Source organism: Pedobacter sp. PLR (assembly GCF_026239675.1).
Lineage (GTDB): Bacteria > Bacteroidota > Bacteroidia > Sphingobacteriales > Sphingobacteriaceae > Pedobacter.
The window spans coordinates 158,846-171,987 of the sequence record NZ_JAPIVQ010000005.1 but is presented as its reverse complement, the minus strand read 5'-3'; the positions used below and the strand labels follow the sequence as shown (position 1 = coordinate 171,987).

13 protein-coding genes are annotated in these 13,142 nt (G+C 38.1%); 5 read left to right on the top strand and 8 right to left on the bottom strand.

The genetic code is table 11. The annotated features are described in order from the left end of the window. Nucleotides 1-104 precede the first annotated feature (104 nt). Nucleotides 105-893, top strand: a complete 789-nt coding sequence (locus OQX61_RS13870; RefSeq protein WP_265842343.1) for a siderophore-interacting protein — start codon at nucleotides 105-107, stop codon at nucleotides 891-893. A gap of 331 nt (nucleotides 894-1,224) precedes the next feature. Further along, on the top strand, nucleotides 1,225-1,551 hold the full coding sequence (locus OQX61_RS13865) for a hypothetical protein (RefSeq protein WP_265842341.1): 327 nt from the start codon (nucleotides 1,225-1,227) through the stop codon (nucleotides 1,549-1,551). Between the two features lie 45 nt (nucleotides 1,552-1,596). Here the strand turns inward: OQX61_RS13865 and OQX61_RS13860 are convergent, their stop codons facing one another. The 3 genes from OQX61_RS13860 to OQX61_RS13850 form a co-directional block, all read right to left on the bottom strand. Next, entirely contained in the window at nucleotides 1,597-1,962 is a 366-nt protein-coding gene (locus tag OQX61_RS13860; RefSeq protein ID WP_265842338.1) for a response regulator, read from the bottom strand. 181 nt (nucleotides 1,963-2,143) lie between these two features. Next, a complete protein-coding gene (locus OQX61_RS13855; protein ID WP_265842335.1) occupies nucleotides 2,144-2,428 on the bottom strand; it encodes a hypothetical protein in 285 nt (94 codons plus the stop codon). A 146-nt stretch (nucleotides 2,429-2,574) separates the two neighbouring features. Next, entirely contained in the window at nucleotides 2,575-3,189 is a 615-nt protein-coding gene (locus tag OQX61_RS13850; RefSeq protein ID WP_265842333.1) for a DUF4142 domain-containing protein, read from the bottom strand. Nucleotides 3,190-3,689: 500 nt separating this feature from the next. On the opposite strand from OQX61_RS13850, the gene OQX61_RS24345 reads away from it, so the two are divergent. The 3 genes from OQX61_RS24345 (at nucleotide 3,690) to OQX61_RS13835 (ending at nucleotide 5,926) form a co-directional block, all read left to right on the top strand. Continuing rightward, a complete protein-coding gene (locus tag OQX61_RS24345; protein WP_265842330.1) occupies nucleotides 3,690-3,842 on the top strand; it encodes a lmo0937 family membrane protein in 153 nt (50 codons plus the stop codon). Nucleotides 3,843-4,242: 400 nt separating this feature from the next. Beyond that, a complete protein-coding gene (locus OQX61_RS13840; protein ID WP_265842329.1) occupies nucleotides 4,243-4,926 on the top strand; it encodes a flavodoxin reductase in 684 nt (227 codons plus the stop codon). Nucleotides 4,927-5,299: 373 nt separating this feature from the next. Continuing rightward, entirely contained in the window at nucleotides 5,300-5,926 is a 627-nt protein-coding gene (locus OQX61_RS13835) for a hypothetical protein (protein WP_265842328.1), read from the top strand. A gap of 346 nt (nucleotides 5,927-6,272) precedes the next feature. Here the strand turns inward: OQX61_RS13835 and OQX61_RS13830 are convergent, their stop codons facing one another. From OQX61_RS13830 to OQX61_RS13810, 5 genes are read right to left on the bottom strand one after another with little or no spacing between them, the layout of a single operon-like run. Further along, complete coding sequence (locus tag OQX61_RS13830; RefSeq protein WP_265842326.1) at nucleotides 6,273-7,655, bottom strand: alpha-L-fucosidase; 1,383 nt, start codon at nucleotides 7,653-7,655, stop codon at nucleotides 6,273-6,275. Between the two features lie 38 nt (nucleotides 7,656-7,693). Continuing rightward, nucleotides 7,694-8,836 (bottom strand): glycerate kinase, encoded by a 1,143-nt coding sequence (locus tag OQX61_RS13825; RefSeq protein ID WP_265842325.1) that lies wholly within the window; start codon nucleotides 8,834-8,836, stop codon nucleotides 7,694-7,696. Between the two features lie 20 nt (nucleotides 8,837-8,856). Then, a complete protein-coding gene (locus OQX61_RS13820; RefSeq protein WP_265842321.1) occupies nucleotides 8,857-10,542 on the bottom strand; it encodes a hypothetical protein in 1,686 nt (561 codons plus the stop codon). Then, a complete protein-coding gene (locus tag OQX61_RS13815; RefSeq protein WP_265842320.1) occupies nucleotides 10,539-11,819 on the bottom strand; it encodes an MFS transporter in 1,281 nt (426 codons plus the stop codon). Before OQX61_RS13815 ends, OQX61_RS13820 begins: the two co-directional genes overlap by 4 nt. A 12-nt stretch (nucleotides 11,820-11,831) precedes the next feature. Continuing rightward, nucleotides 11,832-13,133 carry an aspartate aminotransferase family protein gene (locus OQX61_RS13810; protein ID WP_265842319.1) on the bottom strand — a complete coding sequence of 434 codons (1,302 nt, stop codon included), beginning with the start codon at nucleotides 13,131-13,133 and terminating at the stop codon, nucleotides 11,832-11,834. Nucleotides 13,134-13,142 lie beyond the last annotated feature (9 nt).

Genomic DNA, 13,142 nt, shown 5'->3' with positions numbered 1-13,142 from the left:
AGACCTTAAACCAATAAGTTATTTAAAAAGTACCAATGATTATTATAAATGTACCAGACAACCGCCTTTTGTGCCTACTACCTTTGCCCCCTATGAATGACAATATGAAGCACGAAAAAATGAAACCTGAAATGATGAAGGGATTACTGTCCATAAAGTCAAAAACTTTTCTTAGTCCACACTACATCAGTGTGGTTTTAGAGGGTGAGGACTTGAAAAACTTCAAAGCAGCTGAGATTGGCGACAACAACAAACTATTGATCCCAGCTAAAGGATCTAAAAACGTTGTTTTTCCGGAAAATGGAATAACTGGTAGTACTGCAGCCACGATCATAAGAACTTATACCCTACGAAACCTTGACCTGGAAAAACAGGAAATGACCATTGAATTTGTCGCACATGGTGATGAGGGACCTGCCTCTTCCTGGGCAATTTCAGCCGAAATAGGTGATCTGCTAGGTGTAATGATGAAGAAAAAGGATAAAAAGATCTTTCAGCCCGCTGATTGGTACCTTTTTGCAGGAGATCACACCGCCCTGCCTGTGATTAGTGTATTGCTGGAATCTATGCAGGAAGACGCCCGTGGCGAGGTGCTGATCGAGGTACATGGACCTGGCGACGTGATGGAGCTAAAACACCCGGCAGGCGTAAACTTAGTTTGGCTATTCAACCAGACACCAGGTCTCAACTCCAGTCTCCCTGAAGTATTCCGCTGGACAAAGATTCCTGATCAGGGAACCAGATTCCTTTTTGCAGCTGCCGAATCGCAGGCCGTAATTGAAATTCAGAGCTTTCTTAGAGAAAATCCAGCGCTGAAAAGAAATGAATGGAAGGCATACTCCTATTGGAAACTGGGGCAATCTGAGAGTCAGTCTTCAGGAGAGCGAGGATGATACACCACCTGACAATCAATGGGTGAGATGATATGTTTGCTGCCTCTATTTTTTTGCGAAGCAACAAAACCAAATACATTCAACTGAATAACAGATTTTTAACAAAAAAAACGGACTAAATACGCATGAAGGATTTTAAGTACCTGTTTTGCAATAATTAATACGGTTTAGTAGTGAATAATTGGTACAGGGCATAGGAATTGATATTTCTTCCTATATAAAATTCCTATGCCCATGGATACCATTACATACGATTTTAACTTCCATTTATGGAGTTATAAAGAGAAGTTTATTATAGAACTATCTGACAATTAATCTAAAACTAATCGAAATGAAAATCTTATTAAAAACAATCCTGCTAGTTCTGGGAACCAGCATTTCAGTAAGTAGCTTTGCACAGGATAAAAAAAAAGACACCATAAAGATAAATCCAGATCCGCAGATCAAAAAAGCAGCGAAAAAGGTAGGTGACAAAACTGCGGAAATTGCCGTAAAAGGCGCCTCAGCAATTGTTGACAAAACCTATAAAGGTAAGGTTGGACCCAATGGGCAGACTATTTATATTGACAACAAATCAAAGTATTATTATGTAAATGCTAAGGGTGCAAAAGTTTACCTGCCTAAATCTAAACTTAGAAACAAACCGGCAAAACCTTAACTCATGGGCTTAAAGTATGGTCCTTGCTTCAGGATCAGCCACCGGTTACTTTTTCTGGTCCGGAATATGCATTTTGAGAATGGAGTATAGCAAATCCAAATCAAAGGGCTTACGTATATAATCATCAAAGCCATTTATCCCATACAACCGATCAATATTATAATTGCAACTCATGGCAATCACCGGAAGGTGTGGGTAATGTTGTTTGATCTGGAAACAGGTTTGCCTACAGACTTCACCATCCAGCCGGTAATCCAGCATCACAACGTGAGGTCTATGCAAATCAACCAAAGTAAGAAAATCCGCTTCAACATTTTGGATCGGCAAAACAAAAAAGCCCTCCATCGTTAAGGCCTCTGTTAATACATCCAATATAGCTACATCGGTATCCTGTACAATAATGGTTTCCATAAACTATCTTTTTGATTAATCAAAGTACGACTTCTTTGGAGATTTCTCTGCTGAACTGATCTTGTTTCTTAAAGGACAATAAAAAAAACTCCGTCAAATTTTAGATCATTTTGCGGAAACCGGTAGAAGAAGAGTTAAGAAAACGGCCAAAATCAAGAATTTAAGGTTGAAAGCAGCAAACTTACCTATTGGTTGTTTTTTTGATTTCTCCTCCTATGCTCTGTACTAATTCCTGTTTAAGGAGCATATCTGCGTGTCCTGAAGTTTCATCATATTCATAACCTGAGTAAGTAACGGCATCCAAATCATTTGCAGAAATTGCCTCCCAACTTTCTCCCTGCCCTATAAAGATCTCCCCTACAAGAGCGCCATGGTAAACAATCTTATAACTACCCGCTTCCTGGGGGTGGATGTTTAAGTCCAATTGTTCAGTACCGTTTTTGATGACAATGTTAAATGGGTCCATAATATTTTCTATATAAAGGTTATTTGTATTGAAAAACACATGATTAGATATCTGGCTGGCTTAATAGACTTTAAAGAGCAGACTTCCAAGCTTGAACCGACCCCGAAAAGCAACAGAAAGTCGTTCCATCCGCCATAAAACTCATTTTATTTCAATGAGATCTGAATCTCTTTGGCCATTTTATTATGCTTTTCCAAAACCGGCAAGGTATGCTTGATGAAGTCTTTTACTTCGTGCCTTAAGCTACTGGAAGATTTGAAAAGTTCAAGTGTTTTTTGATGATCTTTTACCATCATATCCATATAACGAACATCAAAATCTTGTTGATTTAGTTTTTTCATTTCATTCATATGGGCCCTTATATCGGAAGGATAATCAGTTGGCAGAAGATGCTCCAGTTTAAATGCAATAGCCTTAAGTTCCGCATTGACTTTGCTATGGTCAGCAATCATCTGGGAAGCAAACTTCCTCACATTTGCATTTTTGGATTTTTCGAGTGCAAGTTTAGCCAGATCAACCTCCATCATTCCGCCAATTGCAGCGGTGTCCATGAAATTAGCACCATCGCCATCTACTTTACTCATAATGGTTAAATCCCGTGATTTCTTACGGGTATGATCCCTTTTAAGTGAATCTGTATCCTGACCAACAGCTGAGCTATCCATTTGCGCTTTACCACGTTTATCTGTATTCATACATGCAACCAGTGTTGTTAATACCAAAAGATAGGTACAGTATTTAAAAATGCTTATACTTTTCATAATCGTATATTTTAAGAGATTCTATGGTTCAAAGGCCTTAAACTCATCGAGTGCACAAAAAGTTTTAAATCCTACAAAAAAAGGATCAAACTACATTTATTCTATCCAAAACATCTTCCAATATCATGACATTATAGGTTTTGACCGGGTTGATCTATTCGCTAAGACACTAACAGATAAAATCACTTTTCAGATAAAAAGCCTGTTCTATTTAAGTTTAAATTTTCTTACCTACAAAACCAAAATGCATCGGCTTTGTTCATTAGGCTATACATTCTCTAAGACATGTTAAAAACACTCACATCCGCTATGACTATTCATAATGACCTGGTAACTGATAAAAAACATCCACATGAAAAACGAACTGAGTAATCAATTATTAGATTTCTGAGGATAATCTCTTAAAGAAGCCATGATTGACAATGCAGGTAAAGTGGAATTCAGGGATACTCTAAAGGGGACCGGGACAGAACTTCACATAACACTAAAAATAAAATACAATGGGAAATCTACTTTATACTATCGCGGTCATTTTAGTCATAATTTGGGCCATCAGTTTCCTCGGCGGTTTTTATACCGGCGGAATTATTCACATCCTAATTGTTATTGCTATCGTAGCAATCATTCTCGGTGTCATTCGAAGGTCTACATAGGCAAACCGGGCCTCTGAATGCGGCCCAGGGATGCTTAAAACTTCCAGGCTATTCGTGATGAAATTCATGCTAATGAACATTTAGATTAATCAAATAACCATACTAAGTATTTGATTTCAACTCTGGACGACCAAATAACATTGCAAATACAAGATCCCTCTTTTAAACATCTAAGGGGAATCTTGTATCCGTATAAACTATTTAAACCTAATCGTATGCAGTACAGACCAATTGATTTTTTGAAGACAATTTGATTACAATTAGTCAAAAAAGGAAGGGCGTTGATCCCTGTTTTTATGGAAATAGAAGACCTATCTTAGGGTTGACCTGACTGCGATCTGATTGCGCAAACAATTATCTGATAAAATCGTTTATTAGAGATCAACCATATACCCTTCCTATGAGTCAGACAAACCCAAATTATCATATTGTTAAGGTATTAGAAGCTTATTTTATCACGCATGATGTAAAACGTTTTGTAGTCGAAAAACCTGAAGGATATAATTTTGTTCCAAGTCAGGCGACAGAGGTTTCCATAAACCTTCGGGAATGGAAAGATCAACTGCGACCATTTACATTTACCTGTTTACCCGAACAGCATTATCTTGAGTTTATGATTAAGATATACAGAGATCATGATGGTGTAACCAATATGTTGGGTCAAATCAATAAAGACGCTGAATTAATTCTTCACGATGTTTTTGGCGTTATACAATACAAAGGCCCCGGTACTTTCATTGCCGGTGGAGCCGGTATTACCCCATTCATCTCCATCTTCAGAAGTTTGAACAAGCATAGGCATCTGGATGGAAACAGATTAATTTATTCGAATAAAACTTCAGCCGATGTAATCATGGAAGAGGAACTCCAAAAGATACTCAAACATGATTTTGTAAAAATATTCACCAGAGAACATGTCCTGGGATACATACCTCGACGAATTGATCGTAACTTCCTTATAGAAAACATTGCTGACTTTGGACAAAATTTTTATGTGTGCGGGCCAGATCAGTTTGTGAAAAATATTAATACACTTCTGCTTGATCTTGGTGCCTCTTCAGAAACGGTTATATTTGAAGAATAAATACCCCTTCTGAACCATAATTCAGAAGGGGTATTTATGTTTTTATTTTTTGCTGTTATTTCCCTGGTTCCCGCCTTTCTGGCTGCAGAGTGAAAAAAAAAAATTAAATACTAAAGAGAAACAAACTTTAGGTATACCCCTTTCAATTACAAATAAGGAGTATATTGAATTGTCTATTCAAGACGAAGATGATACCAAATCGGTATTTGATTTAGCAGCAACTACATACCCAGGAAATCAGGCCAATACTAAGGCCGACGCTTTTAGACATGCTTATTTTAATGCTTCAAATACCGTAACAATTGGTGAGAACCTCACAAAATTTTTATCTAACGCTCACTAGCTAAATCCTGGTTCAACAATTTCAATTCAGATGGACTTATGGAATAGCCAAGCGCCTAGTCAATTTCATTCTTTGGCCCAGGCAATACTTGCAATACAAGATTTAATGCACTCTCTGGAATTGAGGTATATTAGTGGCGGAGTTTTGACTCCTTCAAATCAAATAATTATGAACACAATTAAATTTACTGCCTTAATATTACTGCAATTTACTTCTTGCGGGCATCGTTCTAATGTTCCAATTATTGATTTTGATAGAAATGTAAATATTCTGGGAATTTCCAAAAATTTAACAAATCAACCTAGAAAAGTAGATTTCTGTAAAATAATTAATGTAGAATGGGATTTAGTTTGGATAATCCCCCCTTATACATCAACAGATCAAATAAAAAAAATTAAAGCAGAAAATTTTTTTGCCATTAGAAATGAAATTGAAATGGCTAAGGTTGCAGAGCATAATGTTCAGCTAATTATAATAAAAGAAAATAAAGTAGTTGCGCATGGCATACTGAGCCGGCGTCCTTTGGATTTAGCTGGAATTGTAAAATCAGATGGAACATTAATCTCGTTTTCAAAAGAAAATTGTGATCATTTTATTGTGTTACCAAATGATTTGGATTCCTTAAGTTTGAAATTAAGATTAGACCAATTAAAGTAAAAGTTAGCACTCTGTTAATTATAAGTATGTAGAAGTGTTTAAAAGTGTTCAGTTATTTCCTCATTGAAATATGACGAGGTACCCCCGCTATCCGAGTTACAAAGAAAACCAGAAAGTATGCAAAACCGCATCTGAAACACATTTCAGATGCGGTTTCTTTATTTTTATTTTGTGATTTTTTGCTGTTATTTTCCGAGACACAAACCATAACAAATTGATTACACGATACTTAAATACAACAAATAAGAATCATAAATTATCATCAATGGTTATCTCACTTGTTATGTGGAAAACCAACAACTAATTAGATACTAGTTATTAAAAAATTATATTTTCTTCTCCGTAACTACATTGATAAAAAACCTTCCACTTTAAACACCCAGGCATGTTCACACGGCAAATTTCCAGGATTTAAAACCGGCGGGATAATGGTAAGGCTATTACCTTTAAATGCTTTTTTTATAGTGTTATTTACGCCTATCATACTTACTTTCCCAACCCTCTTTATGCCTTTAATTGTGATCGGCTTATCAGGCCATTTTGTACAGAATACGTAGAGTTGATTTTTATTCATCGTGAAAAACACAGACTTATCACTTAACTGAGGTCTTTTTTCCCATGCAGAGCTACCATAAATGGCCTCTCCATTCACTTTTAACCACTCGCCAATATTGATAAGTCTCTCCTGCATTACTACTGGTATAAGGCCATTGGCATCAGGGCCAATATTCAACAGTAAATTACCGCCGTTCCCAACTTTATTGATCAATAAATCAATTATTTTTTTTGAGCTGGAATAGTCATCAGCTGTTTCAAATTGATTGTATCCATAAGACATCCCGATGCCGCGACTTTCTTCCCAAGGATGTTCACTCTTTTCACCGATTCCTTTTCCATTGTTTACCACATCATATTCTGTCGTATAATAACCTCCATGTTTGCTTCTGGTCTCCTTCCCCCATCTATCATTCACAACGACAGTCTGTTTTACAGGAGATTCATTATAAAGCCAGGCAAGGAATTGCTCACTTTTAAACTGATCACTTGTATAATCCCATTCCCCATCAGCAAAAATAACCTCTGGTTTATAGCTGGTTACCAGATCTTTCATTTGCGGAATCATATGCTCATCTACCCATTTATTCATGGTAGCCGGACTATAAAGTGGATTGTTCCATTCCAGTAAAGAATAGTATAATCCCATATGTAATCCCTTATTACGTACCGAAGTACTGAGTTCAGCTATGATATCCCGGTGGGGGCCTATAGCCACGCTATTCCACTTCGGACTCTCTTTACTTGGCCAAAGGCAAAAACCATCATGATGCTTTGATGTTAATACCACATATTTTGCTCCGGATCTTTGTATTAGATCGGCCCATTTATCGGGATTAAAATATTCTGCCTTAAACATAGGCGCAAAATCCTGATAAGTAAAGTTGTTACCATAATATTTCTGATGATGATTCACAAATAATTCATTTTTTGACAACAGCTTATTTTCATAATGTTCAGCATATTTATCATAAATACCCTTCACCTCAGTTGTTGGCGCATAGGCGGGGACAGCGTATAGGCCCCAATGGATAAAAATGCCAAATTTAGCATCCTTCCACCATTCAGGAACAGGCCTCTTGTCCAGTGATTCCCATGAAGGCTGATACTGTGCCTGAACATTTATCGAAATGGTTAGCATGGCGATGAACACAATGCTGCTAATAATTTTCATAAGTTTATTTTTTAATGGTATTGAAGCGATCATGAGTTTTATTCATTATTGTAAACAGACAAAATATTACCTATCTGTTTTGAGGTTCGGACTAAATTTTCATAGGTGTGGTCAATGGCTGACAATAGAGATTCAGGTTTATTTCCAATACTCAATAACATAGAAAAATATCGCTGCAGATCTGCGGGTACTACCCCTGGTATATTTCCGGCTAAGCCTATTACCGGAATATTTGCAGCCAAAGCATGTTTTGCCACAACATAAGGGGCTTTGCCATTTAAAGTTTGCCCATCGATACTTCCTTCTCCTGTAATTAATAAATCTACATTGGACAAAGCTTGTTTAAAACCGGTAATCTTACAAAAGTGCTCAGCTCCTTCCAGCAAATCTGCATTTAAATAGACACTTAATGTGGCGGATAAACCACCAGCAGCCCCTCCAAATTTAACCTGATCTAAAGATTTCCCCAGCGTATTTATGGTAAGCTTATTAAAGCTCGACAAAAACGCTTCTAATAAGATGACTTCTTTTTCAGTAGCTCCTTTTTGCGGACCAAATACTTTTGCAGCACCACGTTCCCCCAGTAAAGGATTATCGACATCACATAATACCCTAAACTTGCAGTGGCTGATCCTTTGCTTTAATCCAGTGACGTCGATAAAACCTACCTGCGAGAAATTTTCGGGATACACATCGATAACATGATGATCTGCATCCAAAAACCGAACACCCAATGCAGTTAACATACCAATGCCACCATCTATGGTGGCAGAACCTCCCAGGCAAAGTATGATTTCAGAGACACCAAGGCTTAAAACATGATCAATTAACTGTCCTAGTCCTTTTGTATCAGCCTGTAAAACCTGTCTGAGCTCCCCTTTAATAGTTTTAAATCCAGATGTTTCTGCTACCTCTAGTATCGCTGTTTTTCCATTATTTATGAGTCCAAAACGAGCATTCACTAAATCGCCATAGGCACCAAAAACCAGGTGATGGCCAAAATCACCTTTTAGATGATTTGTGAGTAAAAAAGCAGTATGATCGCCCCCATCACCTATCGGAAATTTGCTAGACTGAAACTTGAGGTTACTTTGGTTTAATCCCTGTTCAATAGCATGAGCAGCTTCATCAGCTGTAAGACTTCCTTTGAAACTATTAGGGGCGATTAAAATTTTGTACATATTAGCCAAACATTTATTAATTAAAAATATCCATTTACAGCCACATCACCATAGTTCAAGGCAACTTCTAACCGTTTAACCACAAAAACATTAGGTGTCCTGGCAACAATGCTCACTTTGTTCTCGCCTTTAATCAGGCAGTTTTTTGGAAGCACATAGGCAACCATTTTCTCGCCTTCCTGCAGGCCATGATTTCTATCATAATCCTCCGGGTATTTGGCCTGTATTTCTGTAATTTTCAAACCATTTACCTCAATTTCCATTCTGGAAGAACGGTCTGTACGAAGAAACAGGATGCTTTCTTTTGGATATTTTTTATCTATAGGATCTCCAATAAAAATGGACGCTGTGCTTTTTTTCCCAACTCCACAAGCCATTGGAAGATCGCTAACCTGTAATACCCCATAAGAGTTGGTAACTCCATCCGAAGCACAAAAGATTTTATTTGCGGTGTTCAGCTTATCTATAGTCCCAAGTTCATTAAGCAAACGTGTAGATCTTGTACGGCAAACTAAGCCGCTCGGATTTAGGGCTTTTTGATAATCAACTTTTCCGTAGTTGGCAAAATAAAAATTAAATAAATATAAGCCGTCACCACCCTGACCAAGTATGTTCGAAGCCATTCCTTTGAACATCCCATCTGAATAAAGTTCTCTTGGTAAATATCCTCCATCATCTATTGATCCATATACAGGGATCCTTTTATTTGATTTACCAAATAAATCCTGTTTAAACTTTGCGATAGGCATAGCGGTTTCTCCTCGCCAATGAGCACCAATAGAGATAAAATCAATGAGATCTTGCTTTACCCAATCTTTTACATCCAATCCCTTCTCCAAAGCGCCTTCAACCGTAATAGGAACACGTACAGACAATAAGATTTTTTTTCCCCGAACCTTAGACACAGAATCGACCATCGACTTCACAGTCTTTACAAAAGAGGTCATTAAATGAGCTTTAGAAGAACCTTCACCAGCCTTAAACAGCACAATAAAACGCATGAAATCTAAATCAAATCCATCAATCATCTCATATTTCTCCAACTGCTCGCGAATCATCGCCAGCTTATGGTCACGCACCGCTTGATGCGTAAAATCCAATGCCCTCGAACTATTCATTCCCTGGTTATCCTCTCCTATCCAATATTGCGGGTTATTAAACCAAAAATCGGGATAGGATACCCTACAATGTGTTGCTGTATCCGCGAAATGAAGATCATTAACCCTAAAGGTGATGAAAGCTTCCATTCCGCGTTGTTTGGCCCGTGTTAAAGAGGCATCGATGATATCAGTGCCCTCGGCTTCTAAGCTCTTGAAATTCTTAATATATTGCTTAAAAGCTTTACGCTCAGATTCGCTTCCTTTACAATCCAGCGAATCATTCAGATCATCCCCAAATGGGCGCTCATATTTGGAACGATAAAAGACGAAATCACTCCCCGTACACATCATAAATGTGGTGACCACCTTGCTTTCCGCAACCAGATCAACATAATTATTGATATCTTCTCTTGTTAAATCTGGTTTTCGATTAAACCACATATTCGCCAGCGCATCGGTACCATCATTATTATGGATGATCCTGAATTTTGGAGGTTTCGATTTGTAATCAGCTCGATCTGCTGAAGATAATAACGCTATTAAACTGATGGATATTAAAAAAAATCTCAGTCTGCTAAATTTATTGATACTTATGTTGAACTTCATTTACTTAGGTTTAGTTTTATGTTGATAATGCTTTCTTTTCCAATGCGTTTTTTTCCAGGCCTAACCAAATACAATGCGATGGCTGCGAGTACAATTAATACGGAAGCAAATTTGAAGATGGTACTTAGGTCAATATTTAAATCTCTTAATGCACCGCCAAAATACAATCCGAAACCACCAACCAAAGTGCCAAAGAAGTTTAAAACCCCATATCCTGTAGCCCTGTAGCGGTTGTCGACAGTCATACTTAATATTGGCATTGTATTGGTATCCACAAAGGATTTGCAAAAAGTATAAAGCATAAAGCAGAGTAGAGAAATAGAAAGCAGATGAGAGTAATTAGCCAGGAAGATTGCCGGTGCAGCAATACATAAGCCAATAAAAGGCACATAAATCCTTGCATTAGAATTTTTTCTACTCCATAAATCGGTTAAAAAACCTCCGACCAGCACACCTACAATTGCCGATGTAAAAACATATCCCGTGGAGTAAATCCCTGCCTGGGTCTGGCTTAATTGAAACCGCTCCTGGAAATAAGTCGGCAACCATCCCACAATAAGCCAGGAAACAATGCTAATTAACCCGAAGAATAAAACAATACAAATAAAAGAGAAGTTGCTGAACAGCGCACGTAATGACTGTCCGAAATTGACTTTAGGCTCCTGCTCTTCCTCAATTATGGTTTCTTTATCTGGCGCATCTTTAAGGAAAAAGAAGATGATCAAAGCATAGCTGATCCCGAATACCCCTAAAATAGTAAAGGCGTAATTCCAGGTATGGTTTTCTGCCAGCCAGCCACCCAAAAAGCCTAAACTTTGTCCAGCCATAATACCTGCCATATGTATTCCCGTTGCTAAAGACCGTGTAGGTCCTTTGTGATAGTCCATAATTAAGGAAAGTGCTGCCGGAATATAACAAGCTTCACTAATCCCCATTAAGGCTCTTGTAATCAGTAATTCCTCAAAACTACTTGCATAAGAAGTCATCCAGGTGACCAGCGACCATACAAAAAGGCTAAAAAGTATGATTTTACTCTTACTATAACGATCTGCTAAAAACCCTGCTAATGGGCTAAATAAACCATATACCCACAGGAATACTGCAGTCAGCAGGCCAAAATGAGCGTCTGTCATAGGAATTGAACCTACAATTGAGCCCCGCATGGTGGTAATCATTGTCCTGTCAATATAATTGAGCATCGCAATGATAAATAATAACCCTACAATAAGCCAGGGCCTAAAAGTGTTCATCGATGTATTGGTGGTTGCTAACTTCATTATGTCTTGTTTTTATCCCATATGCGCAAGCACATATTTAGCTTTTTCAATGGCGAAATCAATATCTTTTTCTGAATGTACAGCACTAATGTACCATAGCCCACGACCTATAATCCGGACTCCTTGATTTTGCATACCGGTAATGAATGTATTTAGTTTTGATTTGTCAGCTTGCAAGGTGTCACGATAATTAAATACATCCTCCAAATCAGAGAAAGAGGTGACCAATACTGGCCCAATCCCATATACTTTAAGATTTTGATGGGCTTCTTTTCCAGCATCTTCCAGTCCCCGCATTAACTTTTCGCCCAGTTCAAACATTCGCGGATAAGGCTGCTCCTCTTCCAGAACGCTTATGGTAGCTAAGGATGCAGCAATTGTCGGATTACTGGAATTCATTGTACCTGCATGGATCACTTCAGATTTGGAAATACAGTCCATCCATGATGCTTTCCCTACGATTGCACTTATTGGATAGCCACTGCCCATTGCTTTGGCAAAAATGGAAAGATCAGGAGTAACGTTAAAATAAGTTTGTGCGCCACCTAAGCCCAATCTAAAGCCAGTGATCACCTCATCGAAAATCAATGCGATGCCGTAACGATCGCAAATGGTTCTCATTCCCTCCAAAAAGCCTTCTTTTGGGAGTATACAACCATTATTACACATCATCGGTTCTGTAATAATGGCAGCAAGCTCATCTTTGTATCGCTCTACTGTTTGCGCTAATAAAGCTAAATCATTCCAGGGCAAAATAATAAACTCGTCCCTGCTGTTTGGAGAAATACCTTTTGACCAGGGATAACAATTTGGCTGATCTTCCTCTCCGAGTGCTTCCAGTCCAGGGCTGGAAATCCCCCAGGCTACATTATCTAACCAACCGTGATAATGCCCTTCAAAACGTATGAATTTATTTTTCCCAGTCTTGGCGCGGGCAACTCTAAAGGCCGTTTGCACCGCTTCAGATCCATCTAAACAAAAACGTACCAGTTCTGCTGAAGGGATATGCCGACAAAGTTTTTCAGCCAGTTCCACTTCCTGAATATGTTGGCCAGCATACAGCTGTCCCAATGCCGAATAAGATTGTACTGCTGCTAAAACTCCTGGATGAGAATGACCCAAGATCAAGGGCCCCTGACTTAAAGTAAAATCTAAATATTCATTACCATCAACATCAGTAATTCTGGAGCCACTGCCGGCTTTATAAAATAAGGCATGTGGATGATTGTATTTACGGAATTCCGAAGACACTCCTCCCGCCAAAACCTTACTTGCTCTTTCTAAAAGCCTTTGAGATTCATTATATTGGTTCATATTTAGTTA